18 protein-coding genes are annotated in these 20,229 nt (G+C 37.3%); 4 read left to right on the forward strand and 14 right to left on the reverse strand.

The genetic code is table 11. The annotated features are described in order from the left end of the window. Positions 1-477 precede the first annotated feature (477 nt). A complete protein-coding gene (locus tag ASJ81_RS19890; protein WP_095645878.1) occupies positions 478-903 on the forward strand; it encodes a GNAT family N-acetyltransferase in 426 nt (141 codons plus the stop codon). Between the two features lie 354 nt (positions 904-1,257). Here ASJ81_RS19890 and ASJ81_RS19895 read toward each other — a convergent pair whose 3' ends face one another. From ASJ81_RS19895 to ASJ81_RS19945, 11 genes are all read right to left on the reverse strand, one after another. After that, on the reverse strand, positions 1,258-2,439 hold the full coding sequence (locus tag ASJ81_RS19895; RefSeq protein ID WP_095645879.1) for a hypothetical protein: 1,182 nt from the start codon (positions 2,437-2,439) through the stop codon (positions 1,258-1,260). An 823-nt stretch (positions 2,440-3,262) separates the two neighbouring features. Next, positions 3,263-4,360, reverse strand: coding sequence for an NADH:flavin oxidoreductase (locus ASJ81_RS19900; protein WP_095645880.1), 1,098 nt, complete (start codon positions 4,358-4,360; stop codon positions 3,263-3,265). Positions 4,361-4,489: 129 nt separating this feature from the next. Beyond that, entirely contained in the window at positions 4,490-5,347 is an 858-nt protein-coding gene (locus ASJ81_RS19905) for a hypothetical protein (protein ID WP_095645881.1), read from the reverse strand. A 200-nt stretch (positions 5,348-5,547) separates the two neighbouring features. Further along, complete coding sequence (msrA, locus tag ASJ81_RS19910; RefSeq protein ID WP_170943422.1) at positions 5,548-6,069, reverse strand: peptide-methionine (S)-S-oxide reductase MsrA; 522 nt, start codon at positions 6,067-6,069, stop codon at positions 5,548-5,550. A 45-nt stretch (positions 6,070-6,114) separates the two neighbouring features. Continuing rightward, positions 6,115-6,699 carry a YbhB/YbcL family Raf kinase inhibitor-like protein gene (locus ASJ81_RS19915; RefSeq protein WP_095645882.1) on the reverse strand — a complete coding sequence of 195 codons (585 nt, stop codon included), beginning with the start codon at positions 6,697-6,699 and terminating at the stop codon, positions 6,115-6,117. 317 nt (positions 6,700-7,016) lie between these two features. After that, the gene (locus tag ASJ81_RS19920; RefSeq protein ID WP_048107217.1) at positions 7,017-7,223 is read right to left on the reverse strand and encodes a hypothetical protein; all 207 of its coding nucleotides are present in this window, start codon (positions 7,221-7,223) and stop codon (positions 7,017-7,019) included. 316 nt (positions 7,224-7,539) lie between these two features. Continuing rightward, positions 7,540-8,418: a DUF362 domain-containing protein gene (locus tag ASJ81_RS19925; protein ID WP_095645883.1), complete on the reverse strand. Its 879-nt coding sequence runs from the start codon at positions 8,416-8,418 to the stop codon at positions 7,540-7,542. A 235-nt stretch (positions 8,419-8,653) separates the two neighbouring features. Beyond that, positions 8,654-9,853 (reverse strand): potassium channel family protein, encoded by a 1,200-nt coding sequence (locus ASJ81_RS19930; protein WP_095645884.1) that lies wholly within the window; start codon positions 9,851-9,853, stop codon positions 8,654-8,656. A 286-nt stretch (positions 9,854-10,139) separates the two neighbouring features. Next, positions 10,140-10,718, reverse strand: coding sequence for a magnesium transporter (locus ASJ81_RS19935; RefSeq protein WP_170943420.1), 579 nt, complete (start codon positions 10,716-10,718; stop codon positions 10,140-10,142). After that, on the reverse strand, positions 10,715-11,341 hold the full coding sequence (locus tag ASJ81_RS19940) for a magnesium transporter (RefSeq protein WP_048107220.1): 627 nt from the start codon (positions 11,339-11,341) through the stop codon (positions 10,715-10,717). The genes ASJ81_RS19935 and ASJ81_RS19940 overlap by 4 nt, the downstream gene beginning before the upstream one ends. A gap of 434 nt (positions 11,342-11,775) precedes the next feature. Then, positions 11,776-12,711 (reverse strand): PEGA domain-containing protein, encoded by a 936-nt coding sequence (locus ASJ81_RS19945; RefSeq protein ID WP_095645885.1) that lies wholly within the window; start codon positions 12,709-12,711, stop codon positions 11,776-11,778. Positions 12,712-13,324: 613 nt separating this feature from the next. On the opposite strand from ASJ81_RS19945, the gene ASJ81_RS19950 reads away from it, so the two are divergent. Then, positions 13,325-14,569 carry an IS110 family transposase gene (locus tag ASJ81_RS19950; protein ID WP_095645886.1) on the forward strand — a complete coding sequence of 415 codons (1,245 nt, stop codon included), beginning with the start codon at positions 13,325-13,327 and terminating at the stop codon, positions 14,567-14,569. Positions 14,570-15,357: 788 nt separating this feature from the next. Further along, complete coding sequence (locus ASJ81_RS19955) at positions 15,358-16,488, forward strand: type I restriction endonuclease (RefSeq protein ID WP_095645887.1); 1,131 nt, start codon at positions 15,358-15,360, stop codon at positions 16,486-16,488. A gap of 293 nt (positions 16,489-16,781) precedes the next feature. Here the strand turns inward: ASJ81_RS19955 and pyrF are convergent, their stop codons facing one another. The 3 genes from pyrF to ASJ81_RS19965 form a co-directional block, all read right to left on the reverse strand. Continuing rightward, the gene (gene pyrF, locus ASJ81_RS19960; protein WP_212556118.1) at positions 16,782-17,678 is read right to left on the reverse strand and encodes an orotidine-5'-phosphate decarboxylase; all 897 of its coding nucleotides are present in this window, start codon (positions 17,676-17,678) and stop codon (positions 16,782-16,784) included. A 335-nt stretch (positions 17,679-18,013) separates the two neighbouring features. Beyond that, the gene (locus ASJ81_RS23075) at positions 18,014-18,166 is read right to left on the reverse strand and encodes a hypothetical protein (protein ID WP_170943421.1); all 153 of its coding nucleotides are present in this window, start codon (positions 18,164-18,166) and stop codon (positions 18,014-18,016) included. Between the two features lie 10 nt (positions 18,167-18,176). Next, complete coding sequence (locus tag ASJ81_RS19965) at positions 18,177-19,286, reverse strand: pentapeptide repeat-containing protein (protein WP_095645888.1); 1,110 nt, start codon at positions 19,284-19,286, stop codon at positions 18,177-18,179. A 142-nt stretch (positions 19,287-19,428) separates the two neighbouring features. Between ASJ81_RS19965 and ASJ81_RS19970 the strand changes: the two genes are divergently transcribed. Then, positions 19,429-20,229, forward strand: an 801-nt coding sequence (locus ASJ81_RS19970) for a hypothetical protein (protein WP_212556119.1), incomplete at its 3' end; no start/stop codon positions are given.

Genomic DNA, 20,229 nt, shown 5'->3' on the forward strand with positions numbered 1-20,229 from the left:
ATATAGGTTTCGAATGACCTCATTTATACAAAATGAAAAATTAGCGAAGTACTGATATTGGATATCGCTGTAAAAATAATGCTTTAAAGTTTTGTATCCATGAAGTCCTAAGGCAAATAAAACATTGGCTGTGGGTAATTGAGAGTAAAAGATAATTAGTATTCAAGGTCAGTTCCCTTGTAAATTCAAGGAACTCAAAATAAATTTGTCTTAGATATTTATATTGAAACAGATGCGTACGTACAAAGTATAAAGTTAATCTTAACTATTAACTATCTGAAACAAGATACAAAGAGTAAAACATAATATGAATGACGGATAGCAACAAAAATTCGAGAAAATAATTGAACATAGGCAAAGACCAAAAACGAAACGTACGGATATTACTATTTTTGAGGAGTTGAGCTTATTAATAAAGTAAACGAACAAAAAACTAATGTTCGATTAGTTGAAAAAAACGAAGAAAATATTGAGAGAATGCTTGAAATCGATTATGATGCTTTTGGTGAGAACTTACTTAGTAACTGGTCTCTGGTACCTTATCTACGATATGGACATATTTTCGGTCTCTTTGCCTGTAACTCCTTGAAAAGTTTTGCTATATTTATGAAAGAGTGGGATAACCCCAGATTTGCTTATCTGGTAGAGATAGCAGTAGAGAAAGAAAGTCAAGAAAAAGGATATGGATGTCATCTCTTACTAAAATCTTTAGCTCACCTAAAAAATAACGGATTATCCAGTGTTTTCTTAACTGTCGATCCAAACAACTTACGAGCCCGGCATATTTATTGTGACAAATTTGGATTTAAACTTGCAGAGTATCGAAAGAATGAATATGGACAAGGTCGTGACAGAATGTTTCTTCAGCTAAATCTTGAGAATTGGACCCCAGGTCTGTGGTGAATTACTCCTCCGTGAATCTTTCGCCGAACTTCTCAAGTTCGAGGGAGAGGTAGTTCACGCTAATCTTTATAGAAATTATGTAGTTGAACTGAAAAATCAACAACATCAGACCATTAACTGTTTAAAATGTGATTTTAATCTGCAGCTTTTGCTGCAACTGATTTTGTCAGTGACTACTCCCACGACTGAAGTCGCGGGCATCTAAGCTTTCGCTACAGACTGTACTTCCAATCTGAGAATATTGATTATCCCGCCATTAAAATGACAAGGATTAGCCTTTTTTCTCACGAGGCTGAAAACAAACAAGCAAAAAAACATTATGCCATTCAGCGGTCTGGCAATCCAAACCATGTATTACTTCTTGCTGAACTTCCACACTCCACAAAGACAGATTAAACTTTCAAATAATACAAAACCTGGAATAGAGTTATTTTTGCTTAAATCATTTTCACTCGAGTTATTTACAATAGAACTATTTTCATTAAAAGGGTTTGAACCATTGTTATTTGAATTATTGAGTTCTACAATGTTTTTACTTCCAGACATCGAGTTATTGGGAGAGGAATACGTATTATTGTAACCATCAAAGCGTACTATACCTTCCTGGTTGTAAAACATAACTGAAACACTATCAAGACCTGCCTTGTTCGCACATTTCCTTACAATATTATGGATTTCGTCCAGTTCAGTTTGAGAGTAGACTGTTTCATTTCCTTCATAATAAAGTTTTATTGGGAAAACTCCTTCCATCGTGTCGGAACCATATTTAACTATAGGTCCACTGGGGTGGAGATACGGTTTTATTTCATCTAGAGAATCATTTTTTATGATTTGTAATGATGACGAATTAGCTAGATTATAATAAAACATCGGAAATTCGATATCTGTCAGTTGGACGACATCCTTATCGAACATGCTCCCGCCAAATGAAGAGTTATTTTCAGGAAAATCAAAAATTGCTGTCTTATCCCAAAGACAGAACATTACCGGGACTTTATCAATTCCAGCTTTAAATGCGTGCTTTTCTACTATTTTGTAGATTTCCTTTAACTCTGTTTCCGAATAGGCAGTTTTGTTACCTTCATAATCGTAGAGTTTGATCAGAAAATATCCGTGCATGAAGCCAGCTCCATAGTCAACTATCGGTCCGTCAGGATAAAGATATGGTTTAACCTCAAGGATAGAACTGTCTCTCACAGTTTGTAGGGTTGAATTGAACTCAGTCAATTCCGAAGTATTTTTAATTACAGGAACTTTTCCATAGGCTTTCAGCACATTGGGATCGTATATAGTACTTTCGGGATTTGTGCAATTTGTGAGGGTTTCTTCACTCAATTTTGAGAGCAGAGAAATTGTTTTATCTGGACTTTCAAGCCAGCCAGAGTACGGTACGGTTCTCTTCGACAAGCCATTTGTTTCATTAATTTCATGCAAACTGGAAGAAGGTGAATGATAAGTATTGGCAAGTACAGTTTCTGAAAGTAGAAGAATTATAATTGAAAAAAAAATAAATAGCATTACTGGTTTTCTGCCCATAGTATCACCAATTTTCTCTAAAAAATGGAAAAGATGTAATATTTACGTCTTAAAACTTATGCAGTAAGAGGAGTCACACCAAGTTTAGACATTACCTCTCCACATGGAATATAAACAGTGGCTGGTATGTTACCATTTACTGTAGTCGATGCACTTATTATTCCAACAATCTTATAACGACCACTGGATGCATAATATACAGGACCACCACTAGCTTCATTACTTCAACTCCTAGTATTTTACCCTAAGAGGCCGGATCAGACAAGCTTAAATATTCGCACAGCTAAACATGATAACTGCCTCTTGGGGCATATTTTATGGGGTTTGGATGACTTGGAAGGTACTTTCAAACTCCATAAACTCCTTTTAAGTTATTCTTTATAACTTTTGTGTCCAGGTTCTCTAACAATGCAATTTTTTAAACGGATTTTGAGTATGGTTCACTTACCAACATTATTAATATTCAATTATTTGGCCATAAATTATTTATTTGAGTATTATGCCTTAACTCATATTCAAAGATGAGTATAAATGAAAAAGCTATTCAATTTTAGTATCTATAAGTCTTAGTTAAGTTAGATATTAATAAACATGAATTTGTTTGTTTATAAATTATTTAGTTCTGACTATAGTTGTGCAATCAACTAAAGAATTTGAAGGACAGGAACTTACTGCTATTGTGCATGCACCTGAGTAAAATTGTTTTAACATCTGAAGTTTAAAAAATTTAGATTTGTTGTTTTGTTGAAGTTGGCGGTCTAACCCTCCTTTGAAAAGGCAGGGATGCGACCTTATTTATTCCTCAAGTGCGTAAATTTCATCTTTACTCAAACTGGAAGTTGCAACTTATGCCTTCAGGGTCAAAGCAGAGGTTACAGGACACGCATCTTGCTTTTTTAACCTTCCCTGATTTGAATTTCAAAACAATGTCAGGTTCGCTGATAAACACCCTGCTCATGGAAACCAGATCGGCAAATCCGTTTTCAAGCAGATCATTAATAACCTGAAGAGACCTTATTCCACCCACAAGAATGACAGGAATGTTTACTGCACTTTTTATCGCTTTAGAACAGTCCTTGAAATATGCTTCTTTGGCAGGAGTATTGATTGCGGTCCTTATAGTTACCCCACCTGCCTCACTGATTCCTCCGCTGACCTCAATTGCACATATTCCAGACTTTTCCAGAAGCTTTGCAATTTCTATAGCCTGGAAAATGTCAAGTCCCAGTTTAGCCTTTGAACAACAGGGCTGGAAACCATCCGTTACATTCATTTTGACCAGAATGGGGAAAGAATCTCCGGTCTCCTCTTTTATGCGCCTGGCAATTTCCGTGACTATCCTTGCCTGATTTTCTATCGAGCCTCCCCAGAGGTCAGTCCTCCTGTTCGTATAGGGAGAAATGAAACTACTTAAAAGGAAGCCATGGGCACAGTGGAGCTGTACCCCGTCAAAGCCTGCTTTTTTTGCCCTGACAGCCGCCTTTGTAAAAGCTTCGATTACTTCCAGGATTTCCTGTTCGGTCATTTCCCTAGGCATAACTGCCGAATGCCCGTCTTTTACTTTCGAAGGAGCCATAGGAACCGGATATTTGTCCGAAACGCTTGCCTGCCTCCCTCCGTGAACGATCTGGAGCACGATTTTACTTCTGTACCTGTGCACCCTTTCGGTTATCTTCAGGTAGGGTTCAATAAAACGGTCATCATAGATGCCCTGCTGATAAATATCACTCTGTCCGCCCGGAAGAACATAGGAATAACCGGTTATGATCAACCCAACCTCATTTTTTGCAAGCTCTTCATAAAGGTCTCCGAGCCTGGAAGTTGGCGTTCCGTCTTCTTCAGCCAAAAATTCGTGTGTTGCAGACCTTACAAAGCGGTTCTGGAGTTCCAGGTTGCAGACAGTGATAGGGTCAAAAATCATGATGAAAAATAGGATAAGGAAGGGTAAATAATTATCCAGGATTCCTGGATAAAGGAAATTTTTTGTTAGGCATAAAGTTCTTTTCAACTGCGACAAGAAAGGAGAACGGAATTTACTAAGAAGGAATGCTCAGGCAATCTCGCTTACGAACTCAATAGGGTTATCCGGATTATCAATGATATTGATATGCAGTTTTTCTGAACCACCCAAATTAGCAGCGTAACTTGCCGTTACTCTTTGTTCAAAAGTAAATTTATTATCTAAAATAATTTTATACCTGTAGTATCCCGGTTCGACAGTTATTTCAGGCGAAAAGATTTCATCCTCAGGGTTCATTGCGTAGTTTTCTTTGAATACGGAATTATTATAGAAATCAAAAAGCTCGATATTGATTTCATGGCTTTTTTTATCACTGTTTCTCAGGGAAAATTCTAATGGATTTAACGAATGATGTTTTTTAACTTCTTCCTCCCCTCCTTCGCTATAATACCTCCACAGAAGATGGACAGTTTTTCCCTCATATTTCTCGTCCGTTGAAGCAATCCCATATGATTGATTGAAAAAATCTACATTAATGCAACCGTCGATTGAATCGTTTTTTACTGTGAAAAAAGCACTACTTTGCGGCTTTCCGGTGATATATCCCATATAAGAATTTACATTTGGTTTTTGAATCTCTCTTTCTTGAAGTTTAAGTTCATAGTCTTCTCCCATGAGGCTCAGGTTTACGGTTCCGTTCGAAGCTAGTGTCCTGAATTTCTCAGGATTCACTATTACAGTTTCGAAGCGATCACATGATTCAGGAGCCGTGATGGAGCTGTTGTCAAGTTTTATTTCTTTAAATATGCCGTTCTCGTCAATTTCTGACGTTTTTCGGATTATATTTTTGTCATCCTGAATGTTCTCATTACTGGAACCAGAGTAAACAGAGAAACCCACAATTCCCAACAAAATTAACGTTGCAACTGCTAGAACGATAAAGCGCATAACATTACCTCAAAAGTTAATGAGTTAATACATGTATTTGTTAGAATGTTAATCAATTTATCCAACAAAATTAAAAGGGTCAGAAAAATAGAAAATATAAATTGAGAAATAGCACAAACTCAAGCGCATTTTCGTTAAAAACCCATTTGAAGACCGTTTTTCCAATTTTGAGATTTCAACGGCATGTTCACTTCAGATAGTTACTTCTTCAAACCTCGAAGTACATTCTGCAGAAAACCTTTCTTTTCAAAATACTGCTGGTGATACTTTTCAGCCATATAGAATTCCGAAACCGGCACAATATCAGTAACTATCGGGTTTTTAAAAGCTCCTGATTTTTCAAGCTTCTCTTTTGAGGCAAAAGCAGCGGCTTTTTGCTTGTCGTCATGGTAAAAGATTACCGAGCGGTATTGTTTTCCGACATCAGGGCCCTGCCTGTCTTTTGTAGTGGGATCATGGATCTTCCAGAAGACGTCAAGTAAGGTCTCATAAGACACGACTTTCGGGTCGAAAATCACCCTAACTGCTTCGGCATGCCCGGTATCAAGGGTGCAGACCTGCTCATAAGTAGGACGTTCAAAATGCCCTCCACTGAAGCCAACCGCAGTTGCAACCACACCTTTAACCTGCCGGAAAGCTTCTTCAATACCCCAGAAGCAACCTGCAGCAAAGGTTGCTTTTTCCAAATCGCCTCCAGGGTTTTCGAAAAAATCTGGATTCATTTCAGCTGTATTGTTTTCTTCCACTCTCTTCCCCCCATAAACAAATTATTTCCTGCTGTATTTTCCCATCAACTCCCCTTCAGCAATAATATGTCCTATCATTTCCTTTTCGAGTTCTTTTCGTCCTGCTCCTGCTTTAAGATCCAGATTTTTGTCCAGAGCATAGACCCTGAAGAAATACCTGTGCGTGCCTGAAGGTGGACATGGCCCTCCATATCCCATTTTCTTGAAATCATTTAAACCTTCGACCCCAGGTATACTGTCTTCTTCTATTTTCGCCATGGGTTCTATGTTCCAGACAATCCAGTGTGTGAATGTCTTTGGAGAGGCATCCGGATCGTCTACTATGAGTACCAAACTCTCAGCCTCTTCGGGAATGCCTTCGAATTCAAGAGGCGGATTTATATTTTGCCCATCACAGGTGTACTTTCCTGGAATACTACCGTTAGATGCAAATGCACTGCTAGAAACATTTATACTTTGAATGTTCATGCTTTCATCCCCTTTACCGGTTTCGGGAGACTCCTTATTTACAGGTGCCTCAGCTTTCTTATTTTGGACACATCCCGAAATGAGAACCATTGCTGCAAACAAGAATATCAAAACAACTGCATCGGTCTTTCTATTCATATATGGCACCAGCTCCTGACAGCAGGAAAACTGCTCAACACTGAAATATTAAAGCTAAAGAGATATAACTTTAAGGCTTAAAGCTAAAGCTGCGCTATAATTAATCTCAAAAAACTTGTTCCTGCAGTAAAGTTAAAGACCTGGTTTGAAGTGTATCCTCCTAATCAAATTTCAAGCGAGAAATCCGACAGATACGAGGGAAACTCCTCCCACTAACCTCGTCGTAAAGTTTTACATCAAATTACATCAAATATTAGAAGAAAAACCCTGCAGCCGCCTTGGGAACTACGGACTGATGCCTTGAGAGAAAAGCATGTTCAGTCTTCCACTTCAAGAGAATTAATAATATCGTTGACTGTAAGTTCTCCTTTAGCTACGCGCTGGACAAGTGGATAGATAAATGAGCAATCATCCATTGCAGCCCAACGTGCTTCTCCTACTCGTCTTACAACTTCATCCAGTATTTCGCCACATGTCTTGCAGTATCTTCCTTCACTCTCTGCTCCACAACTTTCGCATTTCATAAAAATTCCCCTATAACCTATGGGAACGTAGGAAATAAATAAATTATGGTAATATGTGAGCATATTTGTACAGTCCGAATAAATCAGAGGCAAAAAAGGAAGAATTAAGGATCTGGATAAGTAAATTACCTTAGGATTATTTAAAAAAATACTATAAGCCTGTTAAATCCGCTAAGCTTATAGATCTAATTTTCAAATCAAACTACAAAAAATCCGATTTGTTGAAACGTATAGAGAGGCATACAGGCCTGAATTTTCCTACAGGCCTGAATTTTCCTGCCCCTGGTTATCTTCACCAAACTTTTCCAGACCGCAATCAAGCAAGATTAGCAAGAATTCCTTCGGTTTCCTCAACCCCTGAATTCTTTAAAGTCACTTCTTCCCTTCCGCTTATCCCTAGCCCAAGTTCTATCGCCCTTCTGATCTGAGGCTGGGCCCAGACTGAATGCTCTTGAATTTTCGGAACCGTACCAAGAGTTTTCAGGAGAGCAAGACCCACAGCATCATTTGCAACAACATCCGAGCTTGCCAGTACAATACCAGGCTCTCTGAGAGTTCCAAGGTCAGGGCCTCCGGCCACAAAGCACTTTGTAGCGTCCGAAATATAAAAATCAGGCTTATAAACAAGATTTGATTCGGCAATCATATTCCCGAAAAGTTCGTCCATATGTCTGCCATGAGGAAGCTGCCTCCTATCCCGGTCTGCGGTTATGCTGATCTGCGATTTCAAGCCCATGGTAAAGGTTGCAGTCCAGTGGGTCTTGATTACAGGAAGAGCAATTACATAATCTACCGAATCGAGAAACTCGGGAACATAAAAACCATCCGGCCAGGAGTAAGCGCCATCAGGCTTCATATGATAGCGTTTCATGTGATCAAAGGTGAGGATTTCGTCTATTCCTTCTGACTCCGCAGCCTGCCAGAGCCCAAGCTTCCTGAGCACCATTTCGGTATCCAATGTGGTCATTGATTTTTCAGCAACAATAATTTTTTCAGGGCTGCATTTTCTTGCTTCCCTTATAGCTCCCTTCAGGATCTCAGGATTTGTCGAGCCAGGTGGCGGGTCTGCAGTATTTGCATTCGGCCTTATCAGTACAGTAGATCCTTTTTTAATTCCAAGCCCTCCTGCAAGCTCTACTGCGACTTTTACTGATTCCAGAGTGTCTTTGTTTCTTGAAAGACCAATAACTGCCATACTCAAAACTCCCACATAGTAATACGTAGCTGAAAATATAAAAATATAGTTAAATATATAAAAACGAAGCTTGTAAGCTTCCAAAAAAGATACAAACCAAAAACAATAAAATAAACCAAAAACAATAAAATGAAAAATTTGTAAAACTATTCAGAAACTTTCATTCCAGGTTATACTTCCTATGAATGGTCCTGCATCATCAGCAGGAAAAAGTGAAAATCACCAGGTAAGGGGATTACTGGTTCAGTTTACACTCACACATTTCTATAAGCGCTCCTTCTCCAATCCTTGACCCGCGTGCAATAAGCATATCTCCTGCCTGAACAATCGTGTTGCCTTTCGGAGCATAAACCCAGCGGTCAGCTCTTTTTATTGCCATTACATGTAGCCCTGTCTCAGTTTCAAGCTTCAATTCAAAAAAAGTCTTTCCGACTATAGGAGAGCATTTCTCGACCTGGAGCCTGGTTATAACCTCTTCGGAATTCCTGACTGCGAGGGTGATAATGGGATGGAGTTCGATATCCCTTAGTACGGTATCTGCAATTCCGTACGCAGCATCGGAAATAGCTTCAGAGGCACTTGCAAGGTGAAGGATTCCTCTGAGCATGTTCACATCCTCAAAATGCTTTGCGGTTTCAAGCACCCAATGCTGGAGTTCGTATTTCATAGAGTCCATTTCAGACTCCAGGGCACTAACCTCATATGCAATATCCTCGTTGTCAAAAAGAATAGCAGAATATGCAAGTCCTACCGAAAGTTCGGACATGTTCTTCATATCTACTATAATATCCACGGCATGCTCAAGATCTTTTAAAATTTTATTGTGCTCGATTTCTTTTGGCACGAATTTCCTTGTCGTTGCCATCTCGAAAAACAGTGTGACTCCTTCATCATGCCCTCTGGCAATCAAAACATCTCCCTGACGGAGGCGAGTTTCCTTGTCAGGATCATAAATCCAGTCCTCATTTCTCCTGATAGCAATAATCCACATGCCTGTCTCGATATCAAGTTCAAGGTCGCCAAGCGTACGTCCTGCCATTGAAGATTCTGCAGCAACCGTTGCCCTGACAATGGTTTCTTCCGCTTCCCTGAGAGCAACTTTCAGTTCCATCGGAATTCCCATGTTCATAAGAACTATCTTGGCAATATCGCCTGCGGCATTAGCGATATTTTCCGAGCACGCAGCAACCTGTAAAACTCCAAGGAGGCCTTCGGCCTCGTCAACCCTGCGTGTGCTTAACATCGCGGCCATCTTAATTTGGTAATCGAGAGTATCCATCTTATCTTCAAGATTGAGTACCTCTTCTGCAACGTCCTCATCATCGTAAATCATTGCAGAGTATGCAAGGTCTACCATGAGTTCGGAAGTGTCCTTCATCTCAGTCAAAAGATCCTTGAGGTTCTTTGGACTGTATCTGAATTCTTTAGGGAACATAGTCTCTAGATCAACTCTACCTTGTGCTGGTGTGTATGAGTATGTACTTAATAGTAATTATTAATTATTAATTTTTGATTAATCAGGTTTTAAGAACCTGGCTGGAATATAATAAATTCAGATAATAACGGTAGTAAATATTGTAGTTAATAATGGCAGTAAATATTGTAGTTAATAATGGCAGTAAATAATGGCAGTAAATAATGGCAGTAAATATTGGTAGTGATAATGGTAGTGATAATTGTTAGTAAACAATGGTAGTAAAGTTGTTTTATAAAAACATTACTTATAAAATATTCAATATGTACAGGGCCATGAAAATTCCTGTAACTCCAACAAGGTCTCCAAGGCTTGCTATGAAAGGAATGACCGTATCATCCGGATCCATTCCGAACCTATGAGAAATAAAGGCAATGGCTACTGTTGCAGAGTACACAACTGCAAGTTCTATGATAACGGCAATGAGGCTGATTTCAAGAATTGTGAGAAAAGGCATCCCGTACCCCAGGAAACTGCTTGCCAGAAAGACCAGTATGCTGACAGAAATTGAAGAAACAAACCCTACGATTGAAGCTGCAATTACACTATTATGTACCACCGGGTTACTCCTGATATTATCTCCAAGACCCATATGGAAAGCCGATGAAAGCCTGGCTCCAAGCATGCTTCCTGTATCCCCTCCGATTTTGATAAGGGAAGGGATAAGAATCAGTATCGCTGGCATAGATATTAAACTTTTTTCTCTTGAATTAAGAAGCTGCCCTACAAGAATTCCCATTACGCATGTTATTATAAGTACCGGCAGCCCTCGCTGAATGATACCGTTAATTGTGTAGTAAGGAGTCTGGTGCCCTGTTTTCCTCAAAACATCACCACCAATTTTGCAGAGAGGAAAAGCATGAGCATAGAAACAATATCACCTATAGTTGCAATCGAAGGAGTAACAACATTATCAGGATCAAAACCGAATCTGAACATTCCTACAGCCAGCAGAGCTGCAACAAAAGAAAGAATTACCCCGGATGTAAAGGCTGAAATCACGCAGATAAGAGTAAGTTTAAAAACACCTGCACTTTCGAAGCCCAGAGCAAGGGTTACATAGTGCCCGAGGATTCCGAGAATAAAAGCGGTAATAACACTCAGGATCAGGGAACCGGATATATTGTTCATGAGTTCCGGGTTATGCCTGTCAAGATCCGTAATCAGTCCCAGGTGAATTGCACTGCCAAGCCTTGAGCCAAGGGTCGAGGAAATATTTCCCCTGAGCCCGAGCACTCCTGGATAAATTACGAGCAGTCCAGGTATCATCCCAAGCTCATCTGTCATCCCGGAAAGTATAATTCCTGCAGCTACTCCCCCCACAGTAGCGATAAGTTCAAAAGGCAGCGCCTCACGTACTATTGACGAAACACTCGCGTATTCGCTCAGGTATTTTTCAATATACTGGGACTCGAAAAGGTCTTCGTCCCTGTGAGACTCTGAGGGCATGCGCTTGTATTACACACTAATAATATTAAAATAATCGCTAACTTTGAAAAAGATGATTTGTGCAAAATGTTTATCCTTCAGATTCGCTGAACTGGATGATAAGTAAGAGCATGCTCAATCGCAAATAGCCTGATAAGTTTTTTCGGTATCCGGAAAAAAGATAATAATTTGCAGCCGCTACCTGATATAGGTATTTATGTTAATAGGAATCACAATGATAGTGAATGTGTATAAGGCAGCGCAACCAGTCAGACTTTACTAAAAAGTAATAAGTAAGTATAAATGTAGAATTGTAGCTCTAATTTTGGACATTTTGATTTTGATAATGTTCAGAAAGAAAATTGTTTTGAATGTCATTATGTCATTATATGATATTTTGTCAGAATTTGAGGAACTGTACATAAGGCAATAATAAGTTTGTATATGGGGTTGATTTAACCACCACATTTTTTACATGCCCTATATCCATGTGCCTTTGCTTCTTGAACGCTCTTAAAGGTAATGAGATTCTCCGGTTTAATTCGTTGGACATAACTGCATCCTGCATTATGGTACACATTAGACTCTGAGCTTGCATATAGTAATGTGCTGTCGGTCTCAATTGTGTTTGATGTTGTTGACTTTAAATTTGGTGTTGTAATTTGTGCCTTTGACTGCTCAGATTTTTCTGTATCTGTTACTTCAGATTTGTCTGTATCTGTTACTTCAGATTTGTCTGTATCTGTTACTTCAGATTTTTCTATTTCTGTAGAACTAGAATCTACATATGGTGTAAAAGTCCAATCTACTGTTTTTGTGTCTGAATTTGTTACATATACAGTTAATGTTTTTGAGTTGTATCCTGACAAATATAAATCTACAACATGATCTCCTTCATCCACAGGCAAACCTTTTACTGGAGAAAAACCTTGCGCAACTCCATCAACTGTAATAGTAGCTCCTGTTGGACTTGTTATTATGTCCATTGTTCCTTTATTATCAGATATTGTTGCTACTTCAGATGTTTCTGTTGATGTTGGCATTTCTATTGTACTTCCACCATTAGCAGATGTAAGAGGTGCTGCTATTGGATCAGTACTGTTATTTAGTACTGTAGTCGAATCAACATGAGGTACTGAAGAAAAAGCTATAATCACTAAAAAGAGTACTACAAAAAACCTTATTGTACCGGACATTGAAAAGTTGAATTTTCGTTCCAACTGAGTTGCTGTAGGTGGAATCGCTATAAGAGTCGCTAAAAAGAAAAGTAATCCAGCAATGAAAGAAGACGAAAAGGATACTGCACTGGAGAGTAAAAAGAAGACTCCAAAAACATAACGCATTAACGTATTTAATATGTTTTTTTTATTTTTTTGCTCTATTTTATCCACAACCTCGCCTCTTATTTTATATCAAATCTATTCTTTAAATATTCAAATGTAAAACTTTTATTTTACCTTTGTGAAATTAGCGCCTCAGATATTCGAATTACAGACTATAAGCTAAGAATTTTCTCAGATAACATACCTAGGCAGAGAATAATTTGGCTCTTCGCTGTTCTATACGGGTTGAAAATAATTATTCAGTTACAAAGTAATCAGACAAAAAGAGAAATAACAAGCTTGAATGTCATTTTCAACCACAAATGTTTCTATATTATACATATGTTACTTTGATATTTAAGAGATAGATCTAAATTACTCACTCTAAACAGCGAAGAGCCTGTAATTTCATAAAATCAAAAAGGTATAGACTCTGTTCCAAAACAAACATGAAATTCTTCGAATAACAGGCACAAAGAAATGAAAGTACCTTTACCTTACCTTTTTTGACTATTGATTTCATCATTACCTTTTGGGCAGGAAGGTTGTACTAGATTTGGTTTTAAAAACCTTTCCAAAACTAATCAGTGAATTGTCATCGAAGGCTTAAATGTGACTTTGATCACGGATGCAAAATTGCCTTTGAGGCAATTCCACTGCCCAAAAAATTAGGTGATTTAAATTGATTGGAGTTGTAAACAAATCTTGCGGTTTGGACATTCATAAACGTTTTTTCATTGCTACAATTCTCAGTAAATCCGGTGATAAACAACAAAAACGTTTTGATAGAGATGAAGATGGAATTTTGGCCCTTAAAAACTGGGTTGTATCGGAAAAATGTGATGTTGTTGCATGTGAATCAACCAGTGACTTTTGGGTACCTATTTATGACTCATTGATAAAGCATCTACCTGTTATAATTGGAAATGCGCGAGATATGAAGGCATTTACACACAAAAAAACAGATAAAATTGACTCAGAAGTTATTGCACAACTTGCACTGAATAATATGATTCAGCCATCAAGAGTTTTCCCAAAAGATCAAAGGGAATTTCGTTCATACATTCGACTTCGTTTAGTACTTGTTAGAAAAAGAACAGACATAAAAAACGAAGCTCATGCTATTCTCACATCTGAAATGTTTAATCTACATGATGTGCTGGCGGATATTTTTGGTAAAAATGGTATAGCAATTCTATCGGGAATCTCTTCAGGTAAAACTGTTGACCAAATTATAGAGAACCTTTCTCCAAACGTTCGTAAAAAAAGTTCTCAGATAAGAGAGACTCTGGATAGAGAAATATCTCAAAGTGCAGCAATAAGGCTTCAAATATGTCTTAAATTAATAAAGCACCTTGACGATGAAATCGAAGCTTTGGAAAAAGAAATTTTCAATTATGCTTATGGAAAGCATAAGCGTGAAATGGATATTTTGATGTCAATTCCGGGTATTGGAGAAATAGGTGCATCAACTTTAATTGCTGAAATTGGAAATTTAAGGGATTTTCCTTCAGGAGACAAGCTTGCTTCATGGCTTGGAATAGTTCCAAATGTGTATCAATCTGCTGATAAATATTACAAAGGTAGAATCACAAAGAGAGGGTCAAAAGTAGCAAGGTGGATTCTAACACAGATAGCTCAGGCAGCAGCAAGAAAGAAAAATAGCAAGTTAAAAGAGTTTTTTAACCGGAAAATGAAGTCGATTGGGTATGCTAAGGCAATTATTGCGTTGGCAAGAAAAATAGTTACGATAATTTGGCACCTTATCACAAATGATGAGATGTATCAAGATGAAACAGGGTATCAAAAAGGAGAAGTTCATAAGAGGAAAATTGTTGAGACTGAAATATTTTCGGTTGATGAACGCATAAAAATTATTAGTGGAATAATCGCAGTTATGGGAAAAAAGGAAGAAGAGAGTACTTGAGGAAGATATCCTCATGTACTTTCATGCAAAATCTAATGATTTTTGCATTTCTTGATTGAAAATCTGAATTAACAGGAAGAATCCGGTTTTCATTGAAATCAATATTCAGGATCTAAAGACTTCAACCCTGAAGTTGTATCACATAGACTGTGACCAATTACAAAATATAGTGATTTTAATTTTATGTTCATCGCTGAATTTTGGTACTGAGTCGTCTCCAACATATGTTAATATCTCTTTTTTAAATTTGACATATTACCTATTCATTGGTCATCGGTTAAGGATTTTTCTTGCCTGAAAGCTATCGATTTTACATTAGAAACAAACCTTAAATTTTGGCCTGTTTGCATGAAATCGATATTCTGTTCCTTTCAAAAGTTATTCAAATATTTGATAAATGTGGTGGAAATGAACGCAATTTATCACGATTCCTCACTTAACCGAAGACACATGATTACCTATTTAATCCTCGCTTTTACACAACCTTTTCCTCAAGGTACGAAATCCCCCGCAAACCACAAAGAACCCAAAATTTTTAGCTTTATGTAGCTAGAATCGAAAATTGGATATTTTTGTCAGCGGGAACTCGTCCTTATTTTGAAATCTCACTATCCTCATAAATTGTAAACAGATAATAGTACCTTTTATATGAAGATTATAATATGAAAAGGCATTTTCAATTAATTCTTAATTCATTTGAGCTAGGAAAACAAAAATAGAAAATATATTATAGAATATGCCTTCATATTCATGTACCATTGAATAAATTTACATTAGAGGCGTTTAATGTGGATTTTATCGACCAAGTAAAGTTTCTAGCTGCAAAGATTCCGAGTTTATCTGCAAATATAAAAACTGAAGAAGCAACGAAAAATGCTCTAGTGATGCCTCTTCTTAACATTCTTGGGTACAACGTTTTTGATCCTACAGAGGTAGTACCTGAATTTACAACTGATTACGGCACAAAGAAAGGTGAAAAGGTAGATTATGCTGTTTTTCGAGATGGAAAGCCAGTTATACTGATAGAGTGTAAAAACATAGATGCCGATTTGGATACGGTTCATGCGTCTCAATTGTTTCGGTACTTTACCGTAAGTGAAGCAAAAATAGGAATTCTTACAAATGGGATTTTATATCGTTTTTTTACTGATATTGATGCTCCAAATAAAATGGATGAAAAAGCTTTCCTAGAAATTAATCTGTTAGATATCAAAGAACCTTTAATTAACGAATTAAAGAGATTTAAGAAGGAATCATTTAACGCTGATGATTTAGCATCTGTAGCTTGTGACTTGAAATATACTAAGGAAATAAAACTAATTCTTGCTAATGAAATTAATAATCCATCTGAAGAGTTTGTTAAATTTTTCGCTAAGAAAGTAAAGGATGGAGTTTTCACTCAGAGTGTAAAGGAGAAATTTACTAACATCACAAGAAATGCTCTCAATCAGTTCATCAACGATAGAATAAACGAAAGATTGAAATTTGCAATGACTGACACTGTTAACTCTACTCCAACAGATGATGATGTAGAGAATCCTCCAAATGAACTTGAAAATACTATTCAAGACGAAATTGTGACAACTGAAGATGAATTGCAAGGTTATTATATTGTAAAATCCATTCTTTGTGAAAATCTGGATATAAAAAGAGTTTATATTCGAGATAAGAAAAATTATTGTGGCATTTTGTTGGATGACAACAATAGAAAACCTATCTGTCGGCTCTATTTCAATTCCAAAAAGAAATACTTGGGTTTGTTTACCGATAATAAAAATGAAGAAAAGGTAGCAATTGAGGACTTAAATGACATCTATAACTATGCGGAAAAACTGAAGGTGACAGTCAACAACTATGACAATAAAAATACAGAAGGAGCACTTCCTAAATATCAAATTGCAGGCGACCACTCATCCTAAAACCAACTTAACCGACAATTGTAAAAAATGCTGCAATTAAAGATTTACTTCTACCCGTAGAAAACCGGCATTCCTTGTTTTCCGTGGAAGCAATTTATTGCTTGATATGATAGGGGGATTAGGTTTTCGCATTTTCATGCGTTTGGCAGGAATAATCCATTTGGCTTTTCTCTGTTCCCCGAACGTACAAAAACTAAAGCGCAAGTTTAATGCACAATGGATGGCAAGACTACCGTGATAGCCATCTACAATCTGTTTAACTGCACTCGACGGACAATAGATAATGGTTAGAGTTATCGGTCCAGAGTGTTCAAGGATTTTTGAAAGGATTCGATGCGTTTACGAACAAGCATCGTATAGTCTTCTTCTAAGAGATTCAAATCATCTACTTTTGTTATTCCCCGAGATACAGAAACTAAAACACCGGAAGAATTTTGGCGGCGAAGGACGTGAATATCTTCTGCCTTTCCACCTTGTGGCCCTATGCCGGGCGCCAGGATAACCGAATCAGGCATCAGATTACGAAGCCTTTTCCCATCTTCGGGGAAGGTTGCTCCAACAACAGCACCAACAGAACCCAGTCCTGTTTTCCCTTGCGTTTCTGCAGCCCAGTCCGCTACAAGTTTCGCAATGCGGTCAGAAACGCGAGTTCCGTCGACGATTTTGTCTTGCAACCATCCAGAGCCCGGATTTGATGTTTTGACGAGAACGAAAAGACCTTTTCCATATTTGCGCGAGCAGTCGATAAAAGGTTCCAATGTATCTGGCCCCAGGAATGGATTAACGACCAAACAATCAACCTCAAGATTTGAAACGGAGCCAGCCTTCGCAGGGGTCAAATAGGCACGGGCATACGCTGCTGCCGTGGTTCCAATGTTACCTCGTTTTGCGTCGAGAATAACTCCCATATTTCTTTTTTTGGCAAGAGCAATTCCCTGTGCCAGAACATCAATACCCTTTGAACCAAAAGCTTCGAAAAAAGCAGACTGAAATTTGACAAAGCCAACTTGATCTGCCGCTACATCAAGAAGAAATAAAACGTATTTTTCCAAAACTTCCGTTGCAGACCTATCGGTTTTTTTAAAAAAGAGCGGAATATCCTCGAGAACAGGATCAACACCCAGAACAAGCTCACCATATGATGCCGTTTGTTCCGTAACAAAATCTCCCCAATGCATGCTCATATCCATCAACCTTTCTCTTTGAAAAATCCAGAGGCGTTTATTAACTACGTCCTTGTAACAAAGGAAAAAACAAAATGCCTTATGCTTTGATAAATATAACACTGTTTTTACCTGGGCAAGGATAAGCTCTCAAATTAACTCTAAAAAATCCAGATCTAATATGACAATGCTTTATTACAAATATCTTCCAAATGAATTCTTTTCTCCGATCTTATTTTGTAATTTAATCAGTACCATAGTTGATATGCTATGAAACTCAAGAGAGAATATAGCTTTCTACTGACAGTACTTACTATAAATATATGAACTTTGTTTTACCCTTGACGTGTCCATGTGTTTTTTCACATTCGGCTCTCTTTTGAATTACTCATGAACTGCTCATCGAATAACTCGTCTCTTATGTTCCGGTTTCTCAGATACGTTCCGACTTGTTCCTTTCTTCCAAGTTCGTACATGTAGTTTTGTCCCCGGGTTGTTTTTCTGACTGATAACATGGGGATTAATTCATGGTTCATCATCTAAAAGATGAGAATAGCCTTTTGATCTTAATTCTTCCTCTAACCAAGGATCTAGTTCTGCTTTGTAAAGTGTTTTTACTTTTAAAAGCTGGTCAACTGTTAGATTTTTAGCTCCTTTAAGACTAGCTCCTTTTAAATATGCATTTTCAAAATTAGCCTCCAAAAGGTCAGTGTTTTCAAGATTAGCTTCTGTAAGGGTAGCGTTTACAAGATTAGTATGTTTAAGGCGTGAATCTGTCAGTTTAGTTCTATATAAGACCGCTTGGCTAAGATTAGCTAATCTAAGGAAAGCATCGGTTAGGTTAGCATACCCTAGTCTAGCGTCATTAAGATTACTTTGACCTAGGTTAGCTCCTACTAGATAAGTTTTAGATAAGTGTAAAAAGCTAGGTTCTTTAGCAGTGAAGGGTTTATTTCTCCTTCCAATTACAGTGAGAATTGCTTGAATATCCAATGATACTTTGTCTTGTTGTAATACTATAGGATCTTCAATAGATGAGTTTTTCCTAACATAGGCAGTTAGAATCTCCATAATCGGCCAATAGTCTTTTTCAGATTCATTTGCGATTCTTTCAAGTGCATATATTCCACCTAAACGAATCTCTATTGCTGGATTGCCTAATTGATCAACGGCTCTAGTGAAGCGTTCAGTTATTTGTCCTTCTTGAGCAATTTTTAAATTTTCTTGAGCAACTTTTTGAGTAGCCTCTAGATTATCCTGAGTAACTTTCAGATTATCCTGAGTAACTTTCAGATTATCCTGAGCAACTTTTAAGTTTTCTTGTGTGACTCTCAGATCTTCCTCAGCAATGTTAATTCGTCTCCATGTATAGTAAAGACCAATACCAATAGCAGCACCACCCAACACTTGAGCTAATGTAGCACGAGACTGATTTTCTAGAGTGACTTTTTCTGTAACGTTGTTTATTCCTGATACTTGCCAGTGTGGAAGTTCAATTAATAGGATTAAAGCAGTTACAATAACAATTAAGCAAATTAGACTAGTTAATGGACTCTGTTTTATATTCTCATAGAATTGCTTTATCTCTTTTTTTGCATTTCCATAGAACTGCTTCAACTCTTTTTTTAAATCCATTCGTTTTCCCTTTGCCACAAATGTTTATCTGTTCTTTAATCAACTGTGAACTAAAATAAGTGTTGTCATTTCTATTGAACTGATAAGAGATGAAAAAGCGAAAAAACAACCTTTGTATAGTTAAAATCCAATAGTAATGACCATGACAGATAAAAAATGTTTTATTATTATGCCAGTTACTACTCCGCCTGAATTAGTTTCAGTATATAATAATGATAGTCATCATTTTCGACATGTCATGGAGCATTTGTTTATACCTGCAGTTAAGGAAGCTGGATTTGAACCAATTAAGCCTATTACTGAAGGTTCTGACGTTATTCACGGCAATATTATTTCTAATCTTGAGTCTTCAGATTTAGTACTTTGCGATATGTCTACTAATAATCCAAATGTCTTTTTTGAATTGGGAATTCGTACTGCATTGAATAAACCTGTTTGTTTGTTAAAAGATCCTTATGTGGAAAAAGTACCTTTCGATATCGTTCCAGTTAATTACCATGTATATTCACCTGATTTGTCTACATGGGAAGTAGAGGATGAAGTTGACAAATTAGCTAACCACATAATGAAAAGTTTTAGTGAACGTGAAAATTGTAATTCATTTTGGAAATACTTTGGTACTAATACACAATCTAAAGAAATAATCACACAGTTTGAAGAAACAATTTCACGATCTAAAAAAGAACAACAAATAAAAGACATAGAAAACCGACTTGAGAAGTTCTACATACCAGTAGAAGACATAATAAACGGTAAATTGAAAAAAAATCATGAACAAACAATAAATGGATGGCCACCAGCTAATTATATTGGGCTTAAAGACCTTAGAAAATACAGCTATCTAGCAGAAAAAGAAACATACAAGGCATATGAGACATATATAGAATCCATTGGTCATCGGTTCAGGCTTCACTTCCTTCTCCTGTTATTCTTTTTTGATCCA

This window comes from Methanosarcina spelaei, from assembly GCF_002287235.1.
Taxonomy (GTDB): domain Archaea; phylum Halobacteriota; class Methanosarcinia; order Methanosarcinales; family Methanosarcinaceae; genus Methanosarcina; species Methanosarcina spelaei.

Bases quoted from the DNA above. Each gene is read 5' to 3' on its own strand.
- ASJ81_RS23075 (WP_170943421.1), bottom strand. From the start codon at position 18,166: ATGTTATCAGTCAGAAAAACAACCCGGGGACAAAACTACATGTACGAA.
- ASJ81_RS19930 (WP_095645884.1), bottom strand. From the start codon at position 9,853: ATGTTCCCTAAAGAATTCAGATACAGTCCAAAGAACCTCAAGGATCTT.
- ASJ81_RS19920 (WP_048107217.1), bottom strand. From the start codon at position 7,223: ATGAAATGCGAAAGTTGTGGAGCAGAGAGTGAAGGAAGATACTGCAAG.
- pyrF (WP_212556118.1), bottom strand. From the start codon at position 17,678: ATGGATATGAGCATGCATTGGGGAGATTTTGTTACGGAACAAACGGCA.
- ASJ81_RS19915 (WP_095645882.1), bottom strand. From the start codon at position 6,699: ATGAATAGAAAGACCGATGCAGTTGTTTTGATATTCTTGTTTGCAGCA.
- ASJ81_RS19965 (WP_095645888.1), bottom strand. From the start codon at position 19,286: ATGGATTTAAAAAAAGAGTTGAAGCAGTTCTATGGAAATGCAAAAAAA.
- ASJ81_RS19900 (WP_095645880.1), bottom strand. From the start codon at position 4,360: ATGATTTTTGACCCTATCACTGTCTGCAACCTGGAACTCCAGAACCGC.
- msrA (WP_170943422.1), bottom strand. From the start codon at position 6,069: ATGAATCCAGATTTTTTCGAAAACCCTGGAGGCGATTTGGAAAAAGCA.
- ASJ81_RS19905 (WP_095645881.1), bottom strand. From the start codon at position 5,347: ATGCGCTTTATCGTTCTAGCAGTTGCAACGTTAATTTTGTTGGGAATT.
- ASJ81_RS19890 (WP_095645878.1), top strand. From the start codon at position 478: ATGCTTGAAATCGATTATGATGCTTTTGGTGAGAACTTACTTAGTAAC.
- ASJ81_RS19895 (WP_095645879.1), bottom strand. From the start codon at position 2,439: ATGGGCAGAAAACCAGTAATGCTATTTATTTTTTTTTCAATTATAATT.
- ASJ81_RS19925 (WP_095645883.1), bottom strand. From the start codon at position 8,418: ATGGCAGTTATTGGTCTTTCAAGAAACAAAGACACTCTGGAATCAGTA.
- ASJ81_RS19940 (WP_048107220.1), bottom strand. From the start codon at position 11,341: ATGCCCTCAGAGTCTCACAGGGACGAAGACCTTTTCGAGTCCCAGTAT.